26 protein-coding genes and 1 pseudogene are annotated in these 23,701 nt (G+C 46.3%); 20 read left to right on the top strand and 7 right to left on the bottom strand.

Annotated features, from left to right (window positions below; translation table 11 throughout):
• Nucleotides 1–60: 60 nt before the first annotated feature.
• The 3 genes from NST07_RS18620 to NST07_RS18610 all read left to right on the top strand — a co-directional run bounded on the left by NST07_RS18620 (nt 61) and on the right by NST07_RS18610 (nt 1,689).
• Nucleotides 61–474 (top strand): TetR/AcrR family transcriptional regulator, encoded by a 414-nt coding sequence (locus tag NST07_RS18620; RefSeq protein WP_342479935.1) that lies wholly within the window; start codon nt 61–63, stop codon nt 472–474.
• On the top strand, nt 464–1,342 hold the full coding sequence (locus NST07_RS18615; RefSeq protein ID WP_342479934.1) for a hypothetical protein: 879 nt from the start codon (nt 464–466) through the stop codon (nt 1,340–1,342). Before NST07_RS18620 ends, NST07_RS18615 begins: the two co-directional genes overlap by 11 nt.
• A gap of 155 nt (nt 1,343–1,497) precedes the next feature.
• Nucleotides 1,498–1,689: a flavodoxin domain-containing protein gene (locus NST07_RS18610; protein ID WP_341093690.1), complete on the top strand. Its 192-nt coding sequence runs from the start codon at nt 1,498–1,500 to the stop codon at nt 1,687–1,689.
• 772 nt (nt 1,690–2,461) lie between these two features.
• Here the strand turns inward: NST07_RS18610 and NST07_RS18605 are convergent.
• Nucleotides 2,462–2,617, bottom strand: coding sequence for a Gfo/Idh/MocA family oxidoreductase (locus NST07_RS18605; protein WP_341093689.1), 156 nt, complete (start codon nt 2,615–2,617; stop codon nt 2,462–2,464).
• Nucleotides 2,618–2,697: 80 nt separating this feature from the next.
• On the opposite strand from NST07_RS18605, the gene NST07_RS18600 reads away from it, so the two are divergent.
• The 8 genes from NST07_RS18600 (at nt 2,698) to NST07_RS18565 (ending at nt 8,889) form a co-directional block, all read left to right on the top strand.
• A complete protein-coding gene (locus NST07_RS18600) occupies nt 2,698–3,225 on the top strand; it encodes a GNAT family N-acetyltransferase (protein WP_341093688.1) in 528 nt (175 codons plus the stop codon).
• A gap of 422 nt (nt 3,226–3,647) precedes the next feature.
• The gene (locus tag NST07_RS18595; protein WP_342479933.1) at nt 3,648–4,151 is read left to right on the top strand and encodes a hypothetical protein; all 504 of its coding nucleotides are present in this window, start codon (nt 3,648–3,650) and stop codon (nt 4,149–4,151) included.
• 372 nt (nt 4,152–4,523) lie between these two features.
• Nucleotides 4,524–5,144, top strand: a complete 621-nt coding sequence (locus tag NST07_RS18590) for a TetR/AcrR family transcriptional regulator (protein WP_341093684.1) — start codon at nt 4,524–4,526, stop codon at nt 5,142–5,144.
• A 33-nt stretch (nt 5,145–5,177) separates the two neighbouring features.
• On the top strand, nt 5,178–5,651 hold the full coding sequence (locus tag NST07_RS18585) for a flavodoxin domain-containing protein (RefSeq protein ID WP_341093683.1): 474 nt from the start codon (nt 5,178–5,180) through the stop codon (nt 5,649–5,651).
• Nucleotides 5,652–5,872: 221 nt separating this feature from the next.
• Nucleotides 5,873–6,676 (top strand): undecaprenyl-diphosphate phosphatase, encoded by an 804-nt coding sequence (locus tag NST07_RS18580; protein ID WP_038592788.1) that lies wholly within the window; start codon nt 5,873–5,875, stop codon nt 6,674–6,676.
• Between the two features lie 165 nt (nt 6,677–6,841).
• The gene (locus NST07_RS18575) at nt 6,842–7,408 is read left to right on the top strand and encodes a MarR family transcriptional regulator (protein WP_341093681.1); all 567 of its coding nucleotides are present in this window, start codon (nt 6,842–6,844) and stop codon (nt 7,406–7,408) included.
• 108 nt (nt 7,409–7,516) lie between these two features.
• Entirely contained in the window at nt 7,517–8,026 is a 510-nt protein-coding gene (locus NST07_RS18570) for a hypothetical protein (protein WP_341093680.1), read from the top strand.
• Entirely contained in the window at nt 8,023–8,889 is an 867-nt protein-coding gene (locus NST07_RS18565) for an SDR family oxidoreductase (RefSeq protein ID WP_341093678.1), read from the top strand. Before NST07_RS18570 ends, NST07_RS18565 begins: the two co-directional genes overlap by 4 nt.
• A gap of 344 nt (nt 8,890–9,233) precedes the next feature.
• On the opposite strand, the gene NST07_RS18560 is transcribed toward NST07_RS18565, so the two are convergent.
• Nucleotides 9,234–10,181, bottom strand: coding sequence for a Gfo/Idh/MocA family oxidoreductase (locus NST07_RS18560; protein WP_341097693.1), 948 nt, complete (start codon nt 10,179–10,181; stop codon nt 9,234–9,236).
• Between the two features lie 175 nt (nt 10,182–10,356).
• On the opposite strand from NST07_RS18560, the gene NST07_RS18555 reads away from it, so the two are divergent.
• Together NST07_RS18555 and NST07_RS18550 are read left to right on the top strand one after the other, a co-directional pair.
• Nucleotides 10,357–11,259: a WYL domain-containing protein gene (locus NST07_RS18555; RefSeq protein WP_342479932.1), complete on the top strand. Its 903-nt coding sequence runs from the start codon at nt 10,357–10,359 to the stop codon at nt 11,257–11,259.
• A 134-nt stretch (nt 11,260–11,393) separates the two neighbouring features.
• Complete coding sequence (locus NST07_RS18550; RefSeq protein WP_341093676.1) at nt 11,394–12,095, top strand: hypothetical protein; 702 nt, start codon at nt 11,394–11,396, stop codon at nt 12,093–12,095.
• A 308-nt stretch (nt 12,096–12,403) separates the two neighbouring features.
• On the opposite strand, the gene NST07_RS18545 is transcribed toward NST07_RS18550, so the two are convergent.
• Nucleotides 12,404–13,633, bottom strand: coding sequence for an MFS transporter (locus NST07_RS18545; RefSeq protein ID WP_342479931.1), 1,230 nt, complete (start codon nt 13,631–13,633; stop codon nt 12,404–12,406).
• A 141-nt stretch (nt 13,634–13,774) separates the two neighbouring features.
• Here NST07_RS18545 and NST07_RS18540 point away from each other — a divergent pair, with 141 nt between their 5' ends.
• The 3 genes and pseudogenes from NST07_RS18540 to NST07_RS18530 form a co-directional block, all read left to right on the top strand.
• Nucleotides 13,775–15,562, top strand: coding sequence for an ABC transporter substrate-binding protein (locus tag NST07_RS18540; RefSeq protein WP_342479930.1), 1,788 nt, complete (start codon nt 13,775–13,777; stop codon nt 15,560–15,562).
• A 125-nt stretch (nt 15,563–15,687) separates the two neighbouring features.
• Nucleotides 15,688–16,236 (top strand): hypothetical protein, encoded by a 549-nt coding sequence (locus NST07_RS18535; RefSeq protein ID WP_342479929.1) that lies wholly within the window; start codon nt 15,688–15,690, stop codon nt 16,234–16,236.
• Between the two features lie 231 nt (nt 16,237–16,467).
• Nucleotides 16,468–16,644, top strand: a pseudogene (locus tag NST07_RS18530) (cation transporter); the annotation flags it as partial.
• A 98-nt stretch (nt 16,645–16,742) separates the two neighbouring features.
• Here NST07_RS18530 and NST07_RS18525 read toward each other — a convergent pair.
• Nucleotides 16,743–16,910 carry a hypothetical protein gene (locus NST07_RS18525; RefSeq protein ID WP_341093670.1) on the bottom strand — a complete coding sequence of 56 codons (168 nt, stop codon included), beginning with the start codon at nt 16,908–16,910 and terminating at the stop codon, nt 16,743–16,745.
• A 222-nt stretch (nt 16,911–17,132) separates the two neighbouring features.
• The gene (locus NST07_RS18520; protein WP_341093669.1) at nt 17,133–17,882 is read right to left on the bottom strand and encodes an SDR family NAD(P)-dependent oxidoreductase; all 750 of its coding nucleotides are present in this window, start codon (nt 17,880–17,882) and stop codon (nt 17,133–17,135) included.
• A gap of 215 nt (nt 17,883–18,097) precedes the next feature.
• Between NST07_RS18520 and NST07_RS18515 the strand changes: the two genes are divergently transcribed.
• A complete protein-coding gene (locus NST07_RS18515; protein ID WP_341093668.1) occupies nt 18,098–18,673 on the top strand; it encodes a TetR/AcrR family transcriptional regulator in 576 nt (191 codons plus the stop codon).
• A 423-nt stretch (nt 18,674–19,096) separates the two neighbouring features.
• Complete coding sequence (locus NST07_RS18510) at nt 19,097–20,317, top strand: aminotransferase class I/II-fold pyridoxal phosphate-dependent enzyme (protein WP_342479928.1); 1,221 nt, start codon at nt 19,097–19,099, stop codon at nt 20,315–20,317.
• A 13-nt stretch (nt 20,318–20,330) separates the two neighbouring features.
• Here NST07_RS18510 and NST07_RS18505 read toward each other — a convergent pair whose 3' ends face one another.
• On the bottom strand, nt 20,331–21,653 hold the full coding sequence (locus tag NST07_RS18505) for a PQQ-binding-like beta-propeller repeat protein (protein ID WP_341093665.1): 1,323 nt from the start codon (nt 21,651–21,653) through the stop codon (nt 20,331–20,333).
• A gap of 175 nt (nt 21,654–21,828) precedes the next feature.
• Here NST07_RS18505 and NST07_RS18500 point away from each other — a divergent pair, with 175 nt between their 5' ends.
• Entirely contained in the window at nt 21,829–22,185 is a 357-nt protein-coding gene (locus NST07_RS18500) for a hypothetical protein (protein ID WP_341093663.1), read from the top strand.
• Nucleotides 22,186–22,385: 200 nt separating this feature from the next.
• Here the strand turns inward: NST07_RS18500 and NST07_RS18495 are convergent, their stop codons facing one another.
• Nucleotides 22,386–23,336 (bottom strand): alpha/beta hydrolase, encoded by a 951-nt coding sequence (locus NST07_RS18495; protein WP_342479927.1) that lies wholly within the window; start codon nt 23,334–23,336, stop codon nt 22,386–22,388.
• Between the two features lie 182 nt (nt 23,337–23,518).
• On the opposite strand from NST07_RS18495, the gene NST07_RS18490 reads away from it, so the two are divergent.
• Complete coding sequence (locus tag NST07_RS18490; RefSeq protein WP_341093660.1) at nt 23,519–23,662, top strand: hypothetical protein; 144 nt, start codon at nt 23,519–23,521, stop codon at nt 23,660–23,662.
• Nucleotides 23,663–23,701: the final 39 nt, after the last annotated feature.

Raw genomic sequence — 23,701 nt, 5'->3', positions numbered from 1 at the left:
TCAAAAACATTGCAGTGTTAAATTCACTGCTCTAAACGCAAATGGAGGAATTTTGAAATCATGAGCAAAGAACAAAGGCAAGAGCAGGAACGCGAAGCGATGCGTCATTTGATTCTGAGAATAGCCGGTGAGCTGGTGGCCGAGAAGGGGATGAAGCAGATATCTAACCGCAAGATTGCTAAACGGATGGACTATTCCGCCGGAATCATTTATCACTATTTTCAGGGAAAGGAGGCTATTGTGGAGCAGCTTCTACAGCAGGGGTACAGGAAGTTGATTGATGGACTAACAGCCCGATTACACACTTCGCAGAATGAAGAATCGGCTGAGGAGAAGCTAAGCCAGTCGCTGCCGCAGTTCATTCGGGTGACAACAGCGGAGGAATCGGGGGCTGGAACGGTTCCGTCCTTTAAAGGACGGCAAAGCCGTTTCTGCTTGACTATTCGACCAGGGGGAGACGCCAATGGAATATAGACGATCAGTTGGCATTTTAACGGGTTTAATTATTCTCCTTGCGATAATTGCGTCGGGGTACGGATTGCTGTCAGGTCACGGCCCGGAGGCGGCAAGAAGGTCTGAATCTTTTACCTCTATCTGGGGTGACAAGGTCGAATTATATGGTAGTGGGATATATAAACACGATTCAGTTTCCGCTGCTGCTCAGGCGATAGCCCAGGATGGAGTTACGCTGGTATTGGGGGTTCCTTTGCTGGTTGTGTCACTGGTTATGAGCTTCAGAGGGAGGGTCAGAGGACGTTTGCTGTTAGCTGGAGCCTTGGGATATTTTACATATACTTATGCGTCTTACGGCTTCCTGTCTATGTACAATCAGCTGTTTCTAATCTATGTCATGTTGTTCTCAGCCAGCTTATTTGCTTTTATTCTGACACTGTTGTCCCTAGAGCGGGAGAAGGTAGAACGTTATTTTAAACACAGTTTACCGGCCACAAGCATCGGTGTTTTCCTGCTGTTTACCGCGTTTATGATTATGATGTTATGGCTGGGCAGGCTTGCTAGTTCTTTACGGGAAGAGACAGCCCCTGTAGGGTTGGAGCATTACAGCACATTAGTGATTCAGGCACTCGATTTAGCTATTGTTGTTCCGCTCACGGCAATTACCGGGGTACTGCTCATTCGCAGGCGGCCTTATGGTTATCTGCTTGCTTCTGTAGTCATAGTGAAAGCCGCTGCTCTCCTAACCTCCATCACAGCCATGATCATTGGGATGCTGAGGGCGGGAGTAAGTGTATCTACAGTAGAGCTGGTAGCGTTCCCTGCGTTTCATTTGGGTGTTATTGTTTGTTTGTACCTTGTATTGAGCAATGTACAGGAACCGGGATAGTCTTCAAACTCATTACCCATAGAATAGGGGCGGATATTATGAGGAATAGAACATTGATTATGTATGCCAGTAAATATGGATGTACAGAGAAGGCCGCAATACTTTTGAAATCCAGGCTTGGAGAGGCTGAGGTTATGAATCTAAAATAGGCCAGAGTGCCGGCCCTGGCTTCATATGACACGGTAATTCTGGGCAACTCCATCTACTTTGGCAAAATCCGCAAGGAAATGGCGTTGTTTACGTCCAAATATCAGCAGGAGCTGTTAAACAAGCGGCTGGGGATTGTTCGTCTATGCAGGAATGACAGGGGAGAAGGCGGAGGAGGAACTGAAGCAAGCTCATTCTGAGGTTTTGTACAACAGGGCATCTTCAAGGAGATCCTGGGTGATGAGATTGATCCGGAGAAAACATCAACATTGGACAGATGGATTCTGCGCAGGGTCAAGGGGAAGGGGCACGAAGCTGGAGCTGGATTATCGGTGGATAAGCTAGACAAATGCGTGCTTAAAATGTCCCGGAGTTGAGGGGAAGCAAGCCAATGGCAAGGAGTATCCTACGGATGCGATGAAAGAGCAAAAGAGCGGCAGCAAGAACAGATGATTCTGTTCAAATATAAGGATGTATAGGTTTCTGCTTGAAGTGCTGCCGCTGTATTGATTTTGGGAAGGTCACGAATTCACATAATAATAATTATGTTAACAATCTTCCGGTTTTGTCTAAAAGAGATAAATCACGAGCCGTCGGCATCAACGAATAAGTCCCCTTTTTCCACATTACTATAAAAATTCATTATATGAATATTTCACAATAGAAAAATCAAAACCTAATGCTTCATCTAGCCCATTCGCCCACCTACAACACATATCTTTACCTAATCACAATCACCAGGAAAAAGGATGAAATCACATAACGGGCGGCAAAAGTCAACGGATTCAATCGCGATGTACTTCCATTCAAGTAGCAAGCTTTTTTCATAGAAATTGTTCGGGATTAGCGGGAATATCTACTTGGCCCTCGGAAGTATAGCGCTTTATACAAGTACTCATAGACGTAATCGAATATGATGAATTGATTGACGAGAATTCTGCGGCCGTATTGCTGCTCATCCGGGAGCATAGCCTATACATCTTCCGGTTCAAGGGCAACCGGCGTTTCGCAAAATACATGTTTGCCGCATCTCATCGCCTCCACAGTGTAAGTCTTATGCAGCGGAGAGGGCAGGCAGATATCTATTACATCCATTCTGGGATCAGACATAATGTCTTCTATCGACATATGGCCTGATTCCGGTAAACGGAGAGGGCGGTGCGCTTGCTCCAGAAGTGACAAAGTTATATGATGTGAAGTAAACGTGAATGGCAGAGGTGAACCTAATGGAGCTTGGAATCGAACTGGTTCCCAAGGAGCAAAAGCAGACGATCAGCAGACTCATGCAATTCTATCTGTATGACTTTACCCGTTACCTGGATCTTGAGGTAGACCGTGATGGCGGCTTTCCGGCGTATCCCGGACTTGAAGCTTACTGGAACAGCGGCAACAATAAATTCGCTTATTTGTTTACGGTGGATGGGCATATTGCCGGATTCGCACTGGTGGACCGTCTGCTTCGCAACCCGGAAGGGCAGTACTACATGACTGAATTTTTTGTGATGCAGAAATACCGCCGCAGCGGTGTAGGCACATGGGCAGCCCACCGGTTGTTTGATATGTTTCCGGGTGACTGGAAGGTGTCGCAGATCCGCGCCAATACGCCTGCCCGCAACTTTTGGCACCGGGTGATCGGCAGCTATACGCATGGAGAATTTAAAGAGCGCTTTAATCCAAAGCAAGGTAACCCAAGTCAGTACTTCAGTACATTAAGTATTAATAAGATTAAAAAATAAATTGCGCTTCACTCTAAGTGTTTTCATCCACAACGGTATATCTGATACTGTTTGAAATCGCAACTTTTGCTGTTTTCCAGCGTCTGGTAATTGAGGCAGTTTTAGATGGATATGACGAAACAATAATTGTGGATCGTCTGTATTGCGCTATCGTCTGCGTTATTTACGGGTTGTAAGGATGGTGATGACAAGCTTGCGAATATGCCTTCTGATGTAGCGCAAGAAGCGATTCAGACCGGAGTATCCTCAACTTCTGAACTCTCGCCAACGGCAGCTGCGAAGGACATACATAATTGAAGGGGAAGAAATCTCTGCTGATTTTTCCGCCCATCGGACCTTGCCGCTCGGAGTGTTGATGCCGGCGGAGGGCGTCTTTGTAGCAACTCCAGCACCTGCTTGGTCTGAAGAAATGGAGGGGTGAAATGAGATCACACAGATATTTTGGCATATGGATCGGCTTTATGTTACTGATTCTAATGGGCTGCAGTAAAGAACCTGCAAGGGATGAACAAACTGCATATGACTATGTTAAGGCGCAAGGCTATAAGATCATCTCTACAGAAGACGAGGCTTTTGAATACACGTTGACTAAAAAGCTGCTGTATGGAAGTCCAGAATCGACCCCTTATCAGCAGATGTGGGGTGTTCAAGCCGCTTCCCCGGATGATTATCTAGGCAAAAAAATAACCATTTATAAGTTCACCGTATCTAATCATCCGCTCGAAAAAATATATCTGACGGATACCACCAATGTTAACATCCTGATGGCCGATGGAGAAGTGATTGGCGGGACTTCGTTCCCGCTTAAAGAAGGCGAGTTGCTGATGGGAAGCGCCTATTCGCTGGACGGAAGGACGCTTGAAGAAGTGACAGGTCTAACCTTTAAGGAATGGTCTGACGATTGGAAAAAGAGGTACGATAATTAAACATCTATTTCATAAGGAGATTAGTCTGAAGCATCATTATCCACTATAGCTTGAGCAAGAGGCGTGATCCATACTTTATAGATCATGCGAGTGCTTGTAAACGTAACAGGCGTAAATTTGCTGATAACGGGGATGATGTAGCGTATTGGAGCGGATTAATTCATAGAGCAGTACATGGGCTAGCTTGGCACCGGTTGTTTTGTAGCCGCTGTAAAGTTAGCCTATTTCATTATATGCACCGCTGCTGATCCATTCAAAAGTTTTATACATGTTGACAATACGAGTTGTACAGATATATATTTGAATTACATATTGAACGTTGTTTAATAACATTACATTGTTTAATGAATCGGATTATTGAAAGGAGTCACCATGAGCAAAGAAGGCCGGCAAGAGCGTGAGCGGGAAGCTATGCGGATGCTGATTCTGGAAACGGCAGGCCAATTAGTGGCCGAGAATGGAATACAGAAGCTGTCGATCCGCAAAATAGCTGAACGTATGGAGTATTCACCTGGGATTATTTATCACTATTTTGAGGGGAAAGAGGATATCATCGGGCAACTGCTGGAGCAAGGGTATCGCAATCTGCTTCAGAAACTGAACGCTGCCACGGCACATAACAGTGAAGAATTATTACCGGAGGAGGCGTTGAGCCGCTCTTTGTCGCAGTTTATCCATATGGCTATAGCGGAGGGGACACAATACCGCAATATATTGCTTAATGATTCTGCGGCAGTCCTCAGGCATACTGCGGTGCTGCATATGGGGGCTTCACAGGAACGGAAAGCAATCGGCATGCTGTGCGCAACACTCCGCAGGTTCAAGGGCTTGGGGTCACAAAGTGAGCGTGAACTGGAGCTGACTGCCCAAGTTATTTGGAGCGCAGCCTTCGGGTTGATTATCAGACTGACTGTAGAGAATCCCCCGGAGGAACAGAAGGAAGCCTTGATTTCACGTCATTTGCAGGCGATGCTAACGATAGCATCAGGATAATTCCATTCTGGAAGCTGATAAGGAGCGGGTATAATGAAGACATTGATTTTGTATGCCACTAAATACGGATGTACAGAGAAGGCAGCCTATCTCTTGAAATCCCAGCTGCAGGGCGAAGTGGAAGCGATCAATCTTAAGTACGTCAAAGTTCCGCCGCTTACTGCGTATGACAATATTATTTTAGGCGGCTCCGTCTATTACGGGAAAATCCGCAAGGAAATGGCGCAATTCTCCCGAGAGAATAAGGAGATGTTAAAGAGCAAACGACTCGGGCTGTTCATTTGCGCAGGCTTGAAGGGAGAGCAGGCGGAGCAAGAGCTCCGACTTGCTTTTCCTGAAGAATTGTACAGCAAAGCCCTTGTGAAGGAAGTATTCGGAGATGAGATTTATACCGATAAAATGTCTGCAACGGACAAATTAATTCTCCGGATCGCCAAAGGAAAGGAAAAAGGCAATACAGGGTTAGCTTTGGACAGGATAACGAGCTTTGCTCAGGCGATGAATTGACTAATAAAAGAAGACGAAGACGACTAGTTAACATAATCAATACTATGTTAACTAGTCGTCTTTGTTTAATGATCACTTATTCAATAGAGAATATGAGCAATGTGACAATTATGTCATACTAAATTGAATATTGTTATGTTAAGCGATGGGAATATAGATATGCTCCCCCTTATACTAGAAATTGTTGTACGAGCTTATTTTCGAAAGGGGGCTATCCACTGATGAGTGATGTAATTAAAGCAATCATACTCGGCATAATTGAGGGCTTAACTGAATTTTTACCGGTATCGTCTACTGGACATCTTATTTTAGCAGGCAATTTGCTTAGCTTTGAGGGAGACGCGGCAATAACATTTAAAATTGTTATACAGTTGGGTGCAGTGATGGCAGTTCTAATTCTTTATTGGAGGAGATATTTGAAGATTGGGGCTAATATGATTAGAATGGACTTTTCCAAAAGTAAGGGATTAAATGTCATTCATATGATTTTGGCTATGTTACCAGCATTAATCCTATATCTTCTCTTCAAGGACACAATAAAAAGCAAATTATTCGGCCCAACCCCTGTCTTGATCGGTCTAGTTGTGGGTGGAGTATTGATGATCATTGCTGCACGGAGTAGGAGAACTGAAACCGCTGATACGATTGATGGGATTAATTATAAACAGGCTTTCGGGATTGGCCTGTTCCAGTGTTTGGCATTGTGGCCGGGATTTTCGAGATCGGGTTCGACGATTTCGGGTGGTCTTTTGCTTGGCACTAGCCAAAAAGCCGCTGCAGATTTCACGTTCCTCATTTCCGTGCCTGTTATGTTTGGTGCAAGCTTGTTGGATTTGTACGATAGTCGCGATTTGCTGAATTCTGACGATTTTTTTCTAATGTTAATTGGCTTTATGACATCCTTTATTGTGGCAATGATTGCAGTAGTGACGTTTATCAAACTGATTAAACGGCTTCGATTGGAATGGTTTGCGCTATACCGTTTTGTCTTAGCAGCTCTTTTCTATTTTATCGTTATATTGTAAAGGATTAACGGGCAGGACTACATAACCAAATACAACTGTATAACTCCATTATATTTGGTATCATCTTCGGTTGATGAGGCCCCGCCTTTCTTCATATCTGGAAATTGTGTTGATGTGTTATTAAAATGTGTTGACACAAAAGTAATTAGGGACCATACTATATATATGAACAACAATAATAAAATAATAAATGACATTGACGCTATTCCATCACTTGTACAATCTAAGCGTCAGATTGATCGCTATAACCTAGACATAGACGCACAGGCTATACTCGTCGCGTCTAGGCTAATGGCAGCGGGAGCCAAGCTTGGGCATGCCTCGGAGATTCATTTCTCTAGATTCGGTTTATCAACAGGGCGATATCGTTTATTGGCAGATCTTGAAGACAACGAAGGAGAAGAGTTGCCTTCGCAATTAGCGGAGCATCTAGGCGTTACACGTGCTACAGTGACTGGTCTTATCGACATTCTTGAACGGGATGGCCTAGTTTCCCGGCGATTAAGCTCAGACGATGGCCGTCAGAGAACGGTCATTTTGACGGAAGAAGGAGCGAAGAAGCTCCGTGAAATGGCTCCTGAGCATTTCGCTTGGCTGGAAGCAATGGTGGGCTTACTTAATATCGAGGAGCGCAGCGTATTTCTTGACTTGCTAGGCCGAGTTACACAAGGCATCTCAGCACTTACGGGCGAACTAGGCCCGAAACCAAAAGGAAAAATCAGTAATGAGTAAAATGGGCTAGTGATGCTAGCCTATTTTTACTCTTATATAGTTAGGAACCTAATTATATTTCACTGAAAGCAATCATTGAACTATTTCAAAGAAGGAGGGGGCAACTAAATGAACCAGATGAAATACCCGAATCAGTCAGATGATGTTTACGGCATCAAGGCTGTTGGCTCCAAGAAAAAGACTTTTGTACTATGGCGTGAAGTTGTAATGGCCTATGCCGCTCCCGCCATCATGGCAGGTATCGGGGGATTGGTTAGTGCCAATAGGGGGCTTCAAATAGGGGCATTGACCACAATCGGCGGTGCATCGGCCTTGATGGCCTTGATGATTGGCCTTTTGTTGCGCAGCCGGGTGGGGCATATGCGATGGGTCATCGGTGCACCTCACTTGGTTGTGGTAGGGGTGTTCGCATTGGCCGGGTCCTCGGTTGGCCTATACGCTGCATGGGTGACATCTGTTTCACTAGAAATCATGATTCCAAGCTATCACTTGGCCTGGGCCGAACGTGTCTGGATCGATTTCCCGTTGTCTGGATTCATAGCAAGCACGATAGTGACATGGCGGTGGCGTCTTGCCGTCACAACTAATTTTTCATCCAAAAGGAGAAGAAAAAAATGATAGTTATTATGGGAGCAACAGGTACGATAGGCAGTGCGCTTTTGGAACGTTTGGTTGATCTAGGCGTACCTGTCAGGGCGCTGAGCAGAGAGCCAGAGAAGTTGCGTGATCAGATCGGAGAAAAAGGCCGATTGACTATCGAGGTCGCATGGGTGGAGGCTTCCGACCCAGAATCGCTGCGCCGCGCGTTTACAGGTGCTAGCCAGCTCTTCCTTGCTATGTCTAACAGTCCAAGACAAATCGAATTGGAAACTTCGATCATTCAGATTGCCGCCGAATCTGGAATCAAACACATCGTAAAAATATCCAGCCCTGCCTTTGAGCAGAGCTCTCCAGTGGCTGTGGCGGGCTGGCATCAAGAAATTGAGAAAACGCTGAGGGAATCGGGCCTCATCCACACCGTGTTGCGCCCTTATGCGTTCATGCAAAACTTAATGCGCCTTGCACCAACGATCACAACCCAAAATGTATTCTTTGGCTCCATGGGCGATTCACCGTGTAACTTCATTGACTGTCGCGATATCGCAGATGTTGCCGCAGAAGTCCTAACCAACCGCGAGGTATCAGGCCAAATATATACGCTTACTGGTTCGGAGATTTTCAGTTATCCCCAGATCGCGAGTCAACTATCCGCCCTGCTTAATCGGCCGATAAGTTACATCAACATGGAACCTCAAGTACTACTCCGTAATCTTATCGAGCACGGTCATATGCCTCCTTGGCTTGCGAACCACGTTGTGGAAATTCAAACCATGTCTACGGTGGTGCCAGAAAGTCCAAATGACACTGTGAAGCGCTTGCTCGGCAGAGAGCCACGCACGCTAGGCGCCTTTCTGCATGAGCGTGTAGAAAATTTCCGGTAGAGGCGGAGTCCATTTGTTTTGACATTTGTGTAGTTGGCAGCATTTTATTCCGATTTCAGACAGGTCATTAATCTAAAGGGAAACGATAGCTCAAAAAACAGCGGCAGTCTAGGACTTTATTTCGTCCATGGCTGCCGCCGTTTCTTTTATTTAGGCCAGTCTGATGCTTGTATTTATTAGATAATATTTCAACATATGAAAAATTCACAACAGAAACCCTTTACTACAGCGTTTCTTTGATACTCCAGAGCCATACCTTACACACACCGAACTTGCATACTAAACCCAGGAAAAAGACCGGGGCACAGCCCCGATCGTTAAAAATTAATTCACTGATTTCGTACTTAGTCTGTAGAGCCGGTTAACCGCTGCTTCAAATCAAGCGCTATTTCCATGGACTGGAGTGCTAGATTCAGCGAAAGGACGGATTCCGAGCCGTCTTGTAAACAGTGAATCGCATGCTGGAGGCTTAGCTTGTATGGATCCTGTTTCTCCAGAACGATCTCTTGCTTGCCGGCCTTGCTGTATTCATACAATGCAGAATCGATGTTTCCCTGCATGTCATCACTTTCATGAAAGACCAGCTTTGCCTGTTCAAAGTAAGCCTCATATCCAACTGTAAAGGGGTAAGAATCAGGCATAAACGAAGAAACGCTAACTTCCGCCGAGACCCCGGATTCCTCAAAGGATACACGGACCAGTGCTTGTTCTTCCTTGCCGCCATTTGTTCCCCATACGGAGGAGGGAGCAGTTGAACCCAGCAGCCAGGTGATGAAATCCAGCTCATGGATCATCAGATTTGTAGGGAGGGTGCCAAGCCCCAGATTCCCCCAAAGTGGTGGGGTTTCTCTTTTGACAGACACATGCAGCAGCTTGCCATACTTCTCCTGTTGTGTGGTTTCATACAGATATTGATAGGCCGGATCAAATTTGATGAACTGATTGACGAGAATTCTTTTCCCATATTGAAGCTCAGCCTCTCTCATTGCCGTCGCATCTTCTAAACTTAGCACAACCGGAGTTTCACAAACTACATGTTTGCCGGCTTTCATTGCCTCTAGAGTGTATTTCTTATGTAGTGGGGAAGGTAGACAGATATCAATGATATCCAGTCTGGAATCTTGCATAATGTCCTCTATTGACGATGTGATCTCAACCCCAAGCTCTTCCTTCAGCTTATGCAGCTTGTCTTCGTTCCTCCCAAAGATGACAACCCGGTCAATGCTATCCAGTTTCTTTAATATGGCGGCATGATATGCTCCGAAACCTGTTCCTAATATACCAATATTCATTTGCAGCAGCTCCTTCTCTCTGATATATTTCATAGTACACTGCTATTGTTGACAACAGAGTGGCAAGAATTCGAGAAGCTTCAAACCCTAATAATTTCGTGGGCAGGACAGGAGTGAATATATGCGCTTGCATCGCTTGATTGGGATATTGTTACTGGTAGAATCCAGGGGGAAAATGAAAGCAAGTGACTTGGCGGCCGCACTAGAAACCTCGGTACGATCCATTTATAGAGACATAGACGTTCTGGCGGAGGCTGGAATTCCCATGATATCTGCACCTGGGCCGAGTGGCGGGATTTCGCTAATGGAGGGCTACACGGTCAACCTGCGGCAGCTGCACGGGGACGAGATGGTTCAGCTCTATTTAACGGGAATGGGCTTTCAATCAGGAAGGAACAGCGAATCGGGCCTCAAGTTGAGGAACGCGTTATTAAAGCTGGAAAAGTCCTTGCCAGCCGCTTATCAGGAGGATATCCGCAAAGCCCAAAATGTCTTTTATTTCGATGATACCCCTTGGTGGACGGAACGGAATGCGGTGCCGTGTCTGGAGACTCTGCGTGCTGCGCTGTGGAAATCACAAAAGATTAGCGTTCAATACCGAAAGGTCAATAACGAAATTTCTTCCCGGTTACTGCTTCCCTACGGCCTCGTAGTCAAACAAGGGGCTTGGTATCTGGCCGCTTATTGCGAGGAGGCAGAGGGCATGCGCACCTTTAAATGCGAGCGGTTCGAAGCGGTACAATTACTGGAGGAAAAATATAGAATTCCGGCGGAGTTTTCTTTGGAGAAGTATTGGAGCAGCGGGGAGGAGAGCTTTAAACAAAGCCGGAGGGCTGAAGAACACTATCCGGTGGTCCTTCGCATAGAACAGGGTAAGCAGGAACTTGTTAACAGGCTTGAGGTTATGCAAAAGGGTGAAGAGGATGGATTTCTCCTGTTGACTGTAAATATGTACAGCTATGAGAATGCCTGTCTGAAGGCGCTGGCGCTGCTCACCGATATCGAGATTCTTGAACCGCCCCTACTCAGAGAGTACATTAAGCAGAAAATAACTGCTTTGCAGCATAAGTATCTATGATCAAGCTCTGCAAATAGTTACTGGAATTTAAATGATTTGCAACTAAAATTACACATTATCCTCTAAAGCTTATGCGATAATTTAAGCATTGACATTTTATCAATCCTATTGGGGGCAGTGCGAGGAGGAGTAATGTGAACAAGATTGCTAGCGCTGTAGCAGCAGGGGTTATTTTACTTAGCGGTTGTACAACGGACAAGTCACAGAATGCGGAGCAGAATAATAGTACAGGTAATCATAAGGTTCTTTTGACGGAAGATAAAGCTCAGAAAATCGCTGTGTACGGGGTCAGCAAGCCGGAGAGCGGCTACTCCCCGTTGACTGTTCAACTCGATAATGAGTCCAGAGATTATGAATGGAGCAATACCTCCAACCCCTCTTTTTATCCGAAGGTCATCCTCAGTGATTTGAACGGCGTAGAGGGAGATGAAATTGCTGTTGTACTTACGACAGCTACTGGTACAGGTGTACGTGAATCGGAGGTTCATGTGTTGACTGCTGATTTTACAGAGATTCCGGTTTCCGATCCTAAAGACAGTGTAAGAAATGAAATTTCCTCTGTGCTGCAAAAGGGAAACGGCGAGCGGGAATACACGATCTCAGTTTCTGGCAAGGATTATCCTTTTAAGTTCAATGAAAGTGATGCAGGTATATGGTTTGATCAACCGGTTGTCGGAAACATTGTCAGATACTTCATTCAGGATCATGTCCTTACGGCTGAACTGTCTATCCAGATTTCCCCCGGGATGTTCATTGGCAATGTGTTGATGAGATATGCTTATGTGAACGGAACTCTTGAACCGGATGACATTGGTTACCAGAAAGAAAGTTTATGAGAATAAGGTTACATAAATAATATTATGTAAACTATAGTTGAGGGAGATTGGATTTTGTTCAGAGATATTGAACATGCGTGGAACCCGACTCAAGAGGAAATTAAGAGATGGGCAAGTATCTTAAAACTTGGATTTATCGTTCAAAACATTTGATAAGCTATCCGCAAGAATATGATTACGACTACTGGGGGCTATTTTCAAAGTATGTCTTTAATGTGTGATTAAACGAACAAATTCCACTCTGCGTGTGCAATGTTCATCATTAGTAAACCCGGACAAGCTTCTAAGCTTATCCGGGTTTTTGGTTACTATACGTTTACATCACCAGCGCCCATTTCTCTGATCTTGAGTCGTTTGTGGGCTGTAATGAGGAACGGCAGCCCCAAGGCGGTGGTTAAGGCCAGGGGCACAAAGACAGCCGGTCCATTTGCGGCGCCGAATTGATCCAGCAGCAGCCCCCCCAGGATAGGAGCTATTACATTGCCGAGATTATTAAAGCCTATGGTTCCGAAATATGTACCTTTCCATTCCGGTTTGGCAATCCGGTCAATGAGCATGTCCATCATTGTAAAGAGCAGTACCTCGCCAATGGTGAACAATACGACACTGAACATCAGCAGTGCCAATCCAACGGCAATTCCGAACAGCAGCAGGCTCAGCGCTACGCAAAGATTCCCCAGAATCAAAGGGACAATCGGTGAGAATCGGCTTGCAGTGCGGACAATCGGGTACTGGACCACCAGTACAGTTACGGCATTTAGGGACAGCATATAGGAGAAGACCTGTCCTCCGTTCGTGAAATGGGTATTCATTGCTAAATACTGGGCCAGTGTGGAACTGAAATGCCCATATCCCAGTACACAGAAGATTGTACCCAGCAGTACGGGCAGGAATACCCGGTCCCGGGTGGTGGTTGCCAGTGCTTCGCGCAGCTTCGGAGCACGGACTTCGGAACGCTGCGGAAGAGTGGAATGATGGATGCGGAACTGCATAAACAGCACAAGCCCATAAGCGATATACACAATTCCGGCAATCAGAAACGGGAAGGTCGATTTTGCAGATCCCAGCTGCAGGCCAATAATCGGACCAAAAACAACACCCAGATTGACGGCGGCGTATCTTAAATTGAACACGAGCAGTTTATGGTCCGGTGGGGTAATATCCGACAGTAAGGCGCGAGAAGTAGGTTCAAATACGGCACGACATAGGCCGTTTAGTGTATTAACCAGGAAGAATACCCATAAATGCTGGGCGGCAGAGAAGCCGAAGAATACACAGGCCCAGCCGAAGACCGAGACCAGCATTACGATTTTACGCCCGATAACATCGGAGATATAACCTCCATAGAAACTGATCAGCACGCCAGCCAGTGAGCTGACAGCTACCGTAAAGCCTGTCTGGGTCGCGGAAGCGCCAAGCACCTGGGTGAGATAGATGGATAAGAAGGGGATGCTCATGGAGGTAACCAGGCGTCCAAACATTGTCCCGATAATAATGGTCCAGGCTAAGGGATGGATGTGCTGCAAATGTTGTTTCATATAATGTGAATCTCCTACTCTGGTTGCTGAATTTTTAAACCTGCTAATCAAAGCTGCTTTATGTATAATTGTAATGATAAAAGGGGGAAGTAAAAGTGTAAGGATTGCGTTCCCCGTTTCACCTTTAAAGGAGCATGGATCATGGACAATAACGTTACACATTATTTACGGGTTGCCTCAGAGATTAATAATCCCTTTACTATTCATGTGCCTATTCCGGTGACAATTGAGCTGCTGGCATCTGTGCTGTGCTGCACGCCACGCAACGTGAAATTTATTCTGCGCAAGCTCGAGGAGAAGGGGTTCATCCAGTGGCAGGCAGGACGGGGAAGAGGCCACACCTCGGCGATGACTTTTTTACGCACTGTGGAAGAGATATTGGAGAATTATCTTTTGGAGCTGATTAGCAGCGGGAAGATAAAGCAGGCAATCGAGTTAATTGGGCTGCCTGAGGTCAAAGGTCCGCTAAAGGATAGGTTATTAACCTTGTTAAATAGACAAATGGGCTATCAGAGCGAGACAGAATCGACCACAGGACTTGATGTCCTGCGGATTACCCGCAACCGCAGCATGGAGAAGCTTGACCCCGCTTTTGTATACACAGCTTTTGAAGCCTATCTGATCGGACAAATCTGCAGTACTTTAGTTACATATGATGCCGTTAGCGATTCCTTTAACCCGGCACTGGCCCATATGTGGGAAGCGAATGAGGACCATACCAGCTATATCTTCTATTTGCGCAAAGGTGTTCGATTCCATCACGGCAGGGTGATGACCTCGCGGGATGTGAAAAGTACGCTGCAGCGGCTGGTGGAGCTGGACAGTTCGGCATTATGGCACTTTCGGGGGATTGAAGAAGTAGAGCTTGAGGGGGATCACCGGATCCGCTTCAATCTATCATCTCCCAATCTCTTTTTTCTTCATCTCTTAAGCTCCATTCACATGTCGATTCTGCCCTTTGATGCTGATAATGACCAGGAACCCCTTGGAACAGGTCCCTACCGGCTGATGAATTTGAATGAAGATGTGCTTGTGCTTGCAGCCTTTGATGATTACTACAGCATTCGTCCGCTGTTGGACCGGGTCGAAATCTGGTATTTGCCGGATCAGGGCTCCGGTACACGCCAATACCAGCTGCCGGATGCCGCCGTTTCAGGCTCCTATTCGGATGGTTGCTCCGGCAACAGTATTGATTACCCGGCGCTGGGTTGCAGATATATTATCGTGAATTTTCGCAAAGAGGGAATTCAGCACAATCTGCTTTTTCGCCAGGCGATACGTCTTCTTTATGACCCTTCTGCGCTGATCAGGGAACTGGGCGGTAACCGGATTACACCGGCAGACAGCTTCCTGCCTTGGAATAGCCGCCGCATAATCTGGAAAGAGCATTCACTTGAAGAGGCGGCAAAGCTGCTGGAATCCAGCGGGTACAGCGGAGTAGAGATAACGCTTGCTTATGTTCCCAGAAAGGATGAGCTTGAAGAAGCTGAGTGGCTGCAGCAGCGTGCGGAGCGAATCGGTCTGCATATTTGCCTGATATCCTACAAGGAATACAACATGGAGGAAGTCAAGCAGCAGGCGGATTTCCTGTTTGCGGAAGAGGTACTCGAAGATGATTGGCAGTGGGGAATGATTAATTACTTTGTGAACAAGTCCAACCATCTGCACGCGTTGCTTCAAGACAATCAGCGGGACCAATTACAGCGGGAACTGGAGCATTTTGCAGAACTGCCTGCAGAAGGCAGAGGCGAACTTCTGGAGCGGACGGAAGCGATTCTGCGCGAGAATTGTTGGGTCCTCTATGGCTGTCATATGAACAAAAGAGCCCAGCTGAATCAGAGTCTGTTCGGCTTGCATACGGGATCTTTTGGTTTTCTGGACATCTCCAGGCTGTGGATCAAACCGGGTTTCCCCGAGACCCGTATGTGAAGCATGACTAACCTGGCAATTAAAACAATAAAACAGGAAAGAAAAACCTGGTAATTTCTCTTTATTGCATCTGCTCCTGCTTATATCATTAGGCATATTACTGATGGAAAAGGGAGGGCCTTATGTTGTCCAAGCTGACTGCCCGCAAAAAAATAGCATTTCGTTTACTTGGAATCTTACTTGCTTCCGATGTACTACTTGTCCTTCTTGGACTGTTGGATTATTCGCCTGGACCGCGGCTTCACCCATCGGGGGGATATATTGTCCTTTATCATGTAATCCTGCTAAGTGTGTCTCTGGCTCTGCTCCAAAAACAGCTGCTCCTGTTCCTGACAGTTTCCTTAATCCTGTTGTTGTTCGGGGTGAAATACTTCTGCTCGTCGTTTATGGGCTGGCAATATGAATATTTGCATTCCCCCCGGAATCAAGAGTTGCTGGTTGTGAAATACCGGATCGCTACACTAGGGGAAAGCCAATATTTCGCAGAATTTTACCGGAGCCGGTATTTTGGATTATTCATGCATAAGCTGAAAAACCAGGACTACTCGGTTATGATTCGGGGTGAGGATCGGGATCCGGAGAACGTGCTTGGGCTGAGCAGCCCTACCTGGAAGCATGAGCGGGAAGTGATTCTGGATACGGCAAGCGGGGAGCGTACCATCAGATTGTATTGAAATGAGCGTGTAGCAGAAGAGAACAGGTTAATTCAATGCCTCCCCTGCCAGTGATAGAATTTGGCCGCAACGGGTTAATTAGAACCATAGACCAACTGCAAAAGGCCAAATCAAATCACTTGCGGCAGATAAAGCCGAATGAGGTGCAAACGGGAGTTTGATCAAAAAAGGCAATAAATCTTCAGGCTCGGCTGCCATCGGCAATACATGCATTGCTGTGGTGAAGGGAATTACCATGTAGAGGGACTGATTGAGCTGAGACGGGGAATGACACTTGCCGACGCAGATGATATCAAGTTCAAGGTAAGGGACAAGCTGCTGGCCGACCCGCATATCTCGGATGTTACTCTGGGAATTCTTGAAGATAGCGGTGTCCGCAATTGGGTGCCCCAGCATGAATTGAATTAATTAGAAGAACAAAGGGGAGTGCCGCAACACCGGCACTCCCCTTTGTTCTTCCTGTCTTATGATTCAGAAAGAGGATTACTTTCTCCGGCATAATCTTCTCAACCTGCTTGTTTGCCCTCGCATTTCTTGCAGACATTAAGCTTCTCGCCGGTAACGCCTTTGCCGATATAGAGCAGCTTGATTCGCGTACTGCCACAGATCGGGCAGGTTCCTCTGCTCCGGGAGGGAGTCCGCCATAATGCTTTGCCGCGTTTGTTCTTAGACATATTCTGTTCCACCTTCGCGCTTGATATCTTATCGTATGCCCAAATTGAGGGCAGCGTGAAAGGAACGAAGGGAGAAAGAAGTGTCTATTAATATTAATGTAAAGGACCTGTCGCTATTGAGATCAAAATAAACGATAATTGAACGGGCCGCAAGCCAAGCCATTTCTGAGTCAAAGCGCTTGATGCCGGGGTTACTGGCAGATTCAAAGAATTATAGGTGGATCAATGAATCTTTGGAGGTTTAGACTTCATCGTATCGTTAAACTGGGTCACAAAAACACCTTCATTCGGGCCAGGATTATTTCGAAACATTTTTGCTTCTTCAACCAGAACTTCGTCCGTATCCGTACCAAGTACCTTTATAGTTTCTTCAATGAATGATGTAAGTGGCATCGCACGCGGTTCATCGTTGTTGCTTTGAACCCATGGTGGCACAATTTCTAATACTTTTACCGTTGTGTCTTTAAGCATGTACCGTTGGGACAGCGTATAGGTGTGAAGTGCTGCCTTCGTTGCGGAATATAGAGCAGTCGCCGCTAATGGCATAAATCCAAGTATCGAAGTCGTGTTGATGACAACCGCTTCTTCTTTGGACTTCAAATGCTCGATCAATGCAGAAGTCATACGAATTGGACCTAGCAAGTTTGTCTTGACAGTCGAAACCAAAACATCCTCATCAATCACGCCCGCCGCGTCATCGGACTGGATGATGCCGGCGTTGTTAAACAAAACATTTACATCCGGGTGTTCTTCGATTAACTGCTTAGCGGCCGCCTTTATGCTGGCAGGATCTTGTACATTCAATTCCACTGCGGATATGCCGGGATTCGCTTTGATTGTCTCCTCCAGACGTTCTTTACTCCGACCAGCGATAATAACTTTATTCCCAAGATTGTGGAGAGCTTCTGCTAATGCACGTCCAATTCCCGAACCGCCGCCTGTAATGAAAATCGTGTTTCCTGTAAGTTTCATTTTGTAAACCCTCCTGATTTCTTTTAAATTAAAATATCGATTTTTTGTATACCTCCTCTTAAATTGAACATGTGTTGAATTAATAACATATGTTTTATATAGTGAATGTACCAGAGCGATAAATGGTGTTCAATGTTTAAAATAAGCTCGGTTGTTGATTTTTCAACAGAGGACTTCGATGTGTTCATTCTGTATGGGATAAAGGGGAGAAGGATATGGACAGGCGTATTCAAAAATCGAGGCAAGCGATTTTTGATGCTTTTATGAGGCTGATGTCAGAAAAGGAATTCGAGAGCATAACGGTCAATCAAATTGCTGAGGAAGCGAATGTCAATCGAGGAACGGTGTATTTGCATTTCAATGACAAGTACGATTTGCGCGATCAACACATGGAAGCTCAGATTAACCAGTTACTACGCAATTGTATGTCTGAAGATGATAAGATGGTTCATCTCCCTTCCAAAACTACGCTATTACGCACGTTTGAATATTTGGAGCAGCATGCTCCTTTCTATTCCTTAATGCTGACGAGCAAGGGAAACACGGTTTTTCGAAACCAAATGGAGACAATGTTTCGGCAAAGACTGAACGAGCATCTGGATTCGATCAAACTCGATGGGGAGTTGAACAGGGACATTACGGTCCAATTTTTAATTTCAGCGGCAGTGGGTGTATTGGAATGGTGGATAATCCGTTCGATGCCGTATCCGGCATCGGTCATGGTTGAACAATTTTGGGATTTGCTGAACCGAGGTGTCGAAGGACAACAACATGGTGCTATTTCAGATTAGATAACGATCTAAATTTATAATATAAGAACGTGCCTAAATAAAATCTTATTGTATTTGGTAGTGTTAACGCAAATATTACGGCTAAGGGTACAAGTTCTTATCCTTCACGCATTGTGAAATGATGTCAGAGAAATCCAAATGATTGCCGCAAACGAGATTTAGAGAGTATATGCAAATAGTCTATTTAACGCCAAAAAAAAACAGCGTATAACATAAATTATACGCTGTTTCATCTGAGATCCATTTTAATAGGTTCATCTAACCATCTGGTTGTGCCGAATTGAGGGTTGATATTGGATTAATACGGTATTTAATCTAGAATATGGTTTTAACTGTTTACGGCCTTCTGATGTGAGCTTTGTGTAAAACCGGGTGAAAGAAATCATGCTATACTAATTGGAAAAACAGCTGGGGGTTTTGATTTTGACATACAGCAGTTCCAAACGGGGATGGCGATCGGATAAACTATCGCATTTGGGTTCATCCATATTCTCGGAGGTATCCGAATGGAAAGCAGAAGCACGGAGGTCGGGCATCGAGGTCATCGACCTTGGGATCGGCAGTCCGGATCAGGCACCTGCTCTTGAGATTCGCCAAGCGTTAAGTGATGCAGTTCTCAGAGAGAACAGTTATTCTTATCCCGCTTCCAAGGGAAGCGGCTTGTTCCGCAAGCAAGCGGCAGCCTGGATGAAATGGCGGTTTGATGTTGAAGTGGATGATGAGGAAGAGCTGGTGGCGCTGATGGGTTCACAGGACGGGCTGGCCCATCTTGCTTTGTCCATTTGCAACCCCGGAGATTTGGCGATTGTCCCTGATCCGGGGTATCCAATTTATTCCGGCTCACTGGCGATTGCAGGGGTCAAGGCCTGGCAGCTCCCTTTGCTGGAACAAAATGACTTTCTGCCTGATCTGGACAGCATTCCTGATGAGATATGGCAGCAGGCGGTTTTTATCCTGCTCAGCTTTCCCGGCAATCCGATTGCGGTTACGGCCGATCTGGCTTACATGGAGAAACTGATTGCATTAGCCGGGAAATGGGAGGTGCTGGTTATTCATGATTTGGCGTATTCGGAGATGGGGTTTGACGGCTACCGTCCGTTAAGTATCCTGCAAGTACCTGGAGCCCTAGAGACGGCGGTTGAATTTCATTCGTTCTCCAAGAGTTTTAATATGGCCGGATGCCGCGTTGGTTTTATGACCGGCAACCGCCAAGCTGTTGGCGCACTCCGTGAACTGAAGAGCAATGTAGACTATGGGGTATTTAATCCGGTACAGGAGGCTGCGGTATGTGCGCTGGAGCTGGCGATGGCTGGAGGTGGGGAACTGGAGGTGGCTCCGCTCTATGAGCATCGGCGCGATGTGTTCATTGAAGCTTTGTCTTTGGAAGGCTGGTCTGTTGTTAAGCCCAAAGCAACAATGTTTGTCTGGGCACGGCTTCCGGAAGCTTGGGGAACTCCAGGTGAAGTTGGCCGATCACGCAAGTTTGCTCAAGAGCTGCTGCTGAAGACTGGTGTTGCTGTAATCCCGGGGGATGCTTTTGGTTCGCAGGGAGAAGGGTTCGTCAGAATCGCGCTGGTTGAAGAAGAAAAGCGGCTCCTGGAAGCTGCCCGGAGAATCGGGGAGTTTCTTCGCAGGAACCGCTAAACGTAAAGATCATTTACTGCAATTCTTTAGGCAAGGCTACGGCCAGCAATTTACGCTCTGTCGGGATCAGTGCGATTCCTTTTTCGATCGTAACATTGCCAAAATAGTGGTAGCCGGCTCCGGTTTTGATAATCCCGTACAAGGCTCCGGTATCCGCATGATTAATGGAGAGGTACCCGTTCTCGTAAATGGCGAATACAGCCTTGCCAACCCGCTGCAGACGTTCAACCTTGCTTGCCGGATTGTTGAAATTCACAACACGGTCATTCTTAAGATTGACTCCGGTGATTTGGGTTCCTTTTTGAAAAAATGCCATTCCGTTTGTAGGGCCGGCCAGCCATCTGCCATAGCTTTCATAGCTTTTTTCCGCTGTTTCTTTGTCCTGGCTGCGTGTAAACCGTGTTAGCGTATATTCATCTTTATCAAGATTTCCAACTACCGTGTAGATATATGGATTCTGAATGGAAGTGTAGTAATTGCTCATTCTGTCAATGTCATTCAGAGGCTTGTAGTCTTCTTGGCCTGATATTTTGCCTGTTGCCGGGTCCAATTGGACCAGTGTTAATACATGACCCGCAACAGGGGTGGTTTCAGCATCATAATGTTCTTTTACTTGTTTCCGCAGCAGCAAATGTCCATCCTGAACACCCACATATTCGTAAAAGCCTTCTGTTCTCCATAACTTCTTGCCAGTAGCAAGATCTAGTCCGAAAAATTGTGTGCGTATATTATCTACGGTGCTGGAGACGACGAGTGCGCCTTTATATTCTCCGTAAATGGTCCCTACATACATGGGAATATCCGTATTCTCCCAAATTTTCTTTCCTGTAACCGGATGGTAGACAGCTACACCGCCACGTTCATTGGAGAAATATATTTTTCCGTTAATCAGACGGACCTGAGCACCAATTTCTATGGGGAACTTTGACACTTTCACCTTCCACAGCAGTTTCCCCGTGTCAGCGGATACTTTTACGAGTTGTTCGTTATTGTCAATAAAAAAGACGGAGTTGTTCGTCACGATCTGAGGCTCCCCGCCATTTTTGTAGGACCATTTCACTTGGCCGGTAGCTATATTTTTGGCGTACAGTGTAGGGTAGGCGGAGTAATAGAGGATACCGTTCAAGATAGGCAGTTTGTCATACATGCCAATGCCGTCCGTTGTTGTGGACCACTTTAAGGGGAGTGAGGTGTCCTTGGCGGGTTTCACAGAAGTGGCGCTGGCGGATGCTGCATAGGCGGTATCAGTGGCCGTTCCTTGCAACGTTAGGGTGGTACCGGATGACAATAGGGAAACAGCGAGAAGTGATGTGAGAATTGTTTTTACTTGTGGCAAAAGAGTCATCTCCTTGTGAATGTTCATATTTAGTTAGACGTATAAATGCTCATTAAGTTTCTAAAATAAGGAAGTTGTTTATTAGTTAACATAATAATTAATATGTAAATAAGTAATTCAACCGGTCCAGATTGGGGTAATAAGGGGCAACTAAGATTTTACAGGAGGGCTTGTTATGGGATTCAATTTTGGAGGATTCGGTGAGAAAATACAAGGTCTGGTGGATACGGTTAAAGAAGGCGGAGTGGGCGATCTGCTGCAAAAGCTGCCACTAGATCAGCTGCCGCTGGATCAATTGATGGAGAAACTCCCTTTGGATCAGTTGCTGTCAGGATCGTTTCTGCAACAGTTTACGCCTTTTGAGTCACTGCAGGAGCTGCTGCAAAGCGGAGGTTTCTCTGCATCTTCGGCGGAGGATTTGAAATCCCTGCCCCAGGATCAGTTGAATGAGCATGTCAGTCATACGACTTCCTTCAGTTCGTTGAAGGACATGCTGACCAAAGCGGCGGAATTTTACAGTCAGCGTAAATAACAATCGGAACTAACCCAGGCTACAGCTTCAGCGGATTTGTGCGGGAAGGCGGTTAAATATTTTATTTGTAAAAATAACTGCTGAGCAGCTGCACACTTTACTGAAATTAAGCCGTTTTTAAGGCATCAGGCCAGCTTCGGAATACACCCGAAGCTGGCCTGATTTCACGTTACATATATCTTGTCTTGTTTCTTTCAGCACTACTGCCGCAGCCACGCTGTTGCTAAGCGCAGTGCTCCTTTATTAGCATTCGTGTCCGCGAGCGCATTCAGCATGACAAAGTCATGGATGATGCCTTGAAACCGTACCGCTGTTACCGTTACGCCCGCTTCACGCAATTTGGCGGCATAGGCCTCGCCTTCATCCCGCAGTACATCGGCTTCTCCCGTAATAATCAGGGCTTCCGGCAAACCGCTGAGCTGCTCTAGGCTGGCCCGCAGCGGGGAAGCGGTAATCTGAGCCCGTTCCTGCGGATCTGTTGTATATTGATCCCAAAACCACTTCATCCCTTCACGCTGGAGGAAATAACCTTCGGCGAACTGGTGATACGATTCCGTATCGAATGAAGCGTCGGTTACCGGATAAAACAGCAGCTGCTTGCTGATTGCCGGGCCTTTGCGTTCTTTGGCCATCAGCGTGATGGCCGCAGTCATATTGCCTCCGACACTGTCACCAGCTACAGTTAATCGACCCCTGTCAAGACCATGTTCGGAACCATGATTGGAGATCCATTCCAGCACCGCATAAATTTCCTCAATTGCTGTAGGATACTTAGCTTCCGGGGACAGGCTGTATTCCGGAAAAACAACGGCCGCATCCGCGCCGGCGGCCAGTTCACGAATGAGCCGGTCGTGAGTATGGCTGTTACCGAATACCCAACCGGCACCGTGAATGTATAAGATAACAGGAAGTGATGAAGCAGAAGAGTTAACCGGACGAACAATTCGGATCGGAACCTCACCTTTGGGTCCACCGGGAACAGAGAGATCCTGGATATCGGTCTCCGGTTTTTTTATTTCACCGGATTGAACGGTATCCACCGTTTCTCGGCCCTTTTCAGGACCGAGGTCTGGAAGGAAAGGGGGCTTTGCATTGTCATCGGCAAACTTCTGCGCTGCCGGTTCGAGAACGATCTTTTTATTTTCGGGCATGTTTATCGTCTCCTTTAATGAAATATGGGTTCTATCTCTCTTCAATCCATAACCGTATGCGGCCTTCCTGAAACGAAACGCGTAGCAGTCCCCGTTAACCTCCCTAAAACTTTTAGCCCAAAAGCGAACGGTTTGCTAGGGATAAAGCGTATATTCATTGACTAACCGGGGAGGAAGAACGATTGAAAGACTATCCGATCACTGAACAGCAGGCCAATGAAATGTTCGAAGAGCATTCCGCATACGATTCCGCTGAAAGTATTGCCCTGCAGAGTGAAAGTGACCAGCTGCTGTGGGCGGCGGTCGCTTGTTTAGAATCAGCGTAAAGTCGTTACCCTTCATTTACTATGCCGCACTTCCACTGC

This window comes from Paenibacillus sp. FSL L8-0340, assembly GCF_038593145.1.
Taxonomy (GTDB): domain Bacteria; phylum Bacillota; class Bacilli; order Paenibacillales; family Paenibacillaceae; genus Paenibacillus_AQ.
The sequence above is the reverse complement of the archived record's forward strand: the minus strand, read 5'-3'. Positions and strand labels throughout refer to the sequence as shown.

Excerpts from the sequence above, each read along its gene's own strand:
- NST07_RS18620 (WP_342479935.1), top strand. The coding sequence starts at position 61 with ATGAGCAAAGAACAAAGGCAAGAGCAGGAACGCGAAGCGATGCGTCAT.
- NST07_RS18615 (WP_342479934.1), top strand. The coding sequence starts at position 464 with ATGGAATATAGACGATCAGTTGGCATTTTAACGGGTTTAATTATTCTC.
- NST07_RS18605 (WP_341093689.1), bottom strand. The coding sequence starts at position 2,617 with ATGTCGATAGAAGACATTATGTCTGATCCCAGAATGGATGTAATAGAT.
- NST07_RS18600 (WP_341093688.1), top strand. The coding sequence starts at position 2,698 with ATGGCAGAGGTGAACCTAATGGAGCTTGGAATCGAACTGGTTCCCAAG.
- NST07_RS18595 (WP_342479933.1), top strand. The coding sequence starts at position 3,648 with ATGAGATCACACAGATATTTTGGCATATGGATCGGCTTTATGTTACTG.
- NST07_RS18590 (WP_341093684.1), top strand. The coding sequence starts at position 4,524 with ATGAGCAAAGAAGGCCGGCAAGAGCGTGAGCGGGAAGCTATGCGGATG.
- NST07_RS18585 (WP_341093683.1), top strand. The coding sequence starts at position 5,178 with ATGAAGACATTGATTTTGTATGCCACTAAATACGGATGTACAGAGAAG.
- NST07_RS18580 (WP_038592788.1), top strand. The coding sequence starts at position 5,873 with ATGAGTGATGTAATTAAAGCAATCATACTCGGCATAATTGAGGGCTTA.
- NST07_RS18575 (WP_341093681.1), top strand. The coding sequence starts at position 6,842 with ATGAACAACAATAATAAAATAATAAATGACATTGACGCTATTCCATCA.
- NST07_RS18570 (WP_341093680.1), top strand. The coding sequence starts at position 7,517 with ATGAACCAGATGAAATACCCGAATCAGTCAGATGATGTTTACGGCATC.
- NST07_RS18565 (WP_341093678.1), top strand. The coding sequence starts at position 8,023 with ATGATAGTTATTATGGGAGCAACAGGTACGATAGGCAGTGCGCTTTTG.
- NST07_RS18560 (WP_341097693.1), bottom strand. The coding sequence starts at position 10,181 with ATGAATATTGGTATATTAGGAACAGGTTTCGGAGCATATCATGCCGCC.
- NST07_RS18555 (WP_342479932.1), top strand. The coding sequence starts at position 10,357 with ATGAAAGCAAGTGACTTGGCGGCCGCACTAGAAACCTCGGTACGATCC.
- NST07_RS18545 (WP_342479931.1), bottom strand. The coding sequence starts at position 13,633 with ATGAAACAACATTTGCAGCACATCCATCCCTTAGCCTGGACCATTATT.
- NST07_RS18540 (WP_342479930.1), top strand. The coding sequence starts at position 13,775 with ATGGACAATAACGTTACACATTATTTACGGGTTGCCTCAGAGATTAAT.
- NST07_RS18525 (WP_341093670.1), bottom strand. The coding sequence starts at position 16,910 with ATGTCTAAGAACAAACGCGGCAAAGCATTATGGCGGACTCCCTCCCGG.
- NST07_RS18520 (WP_341093669.1), bottom strand. The coding sequence starts at position 17,882 with ATGAAACTTACAGGAAACACGATTTTCATTACAGGCGGCGGTTCGGGA.
- NST07_RS18515 (WP_341093668.1), top strand. The coding sequence starts at position 18,098 with ATGGACAGGCGTATTCAAAAATCGAGGCAAGCGATTTTTGATGCTTTT.
- NST07_RS18500 (WP_341093663.1), top strand. The coding sequence starts at position 21,829 with ATGGGATTCAATTTTGGAGGATTCGGTGAGAAAATACAAGGTCTGGTG.
- NST07_RS18495 (WP_342479927.1), bottom strand. The coding sequence starts at position 23,336 with ATGCCCGAAAATAAAAAGATCGTTCTCGAACCGGCAGCGCAGAAGTTT.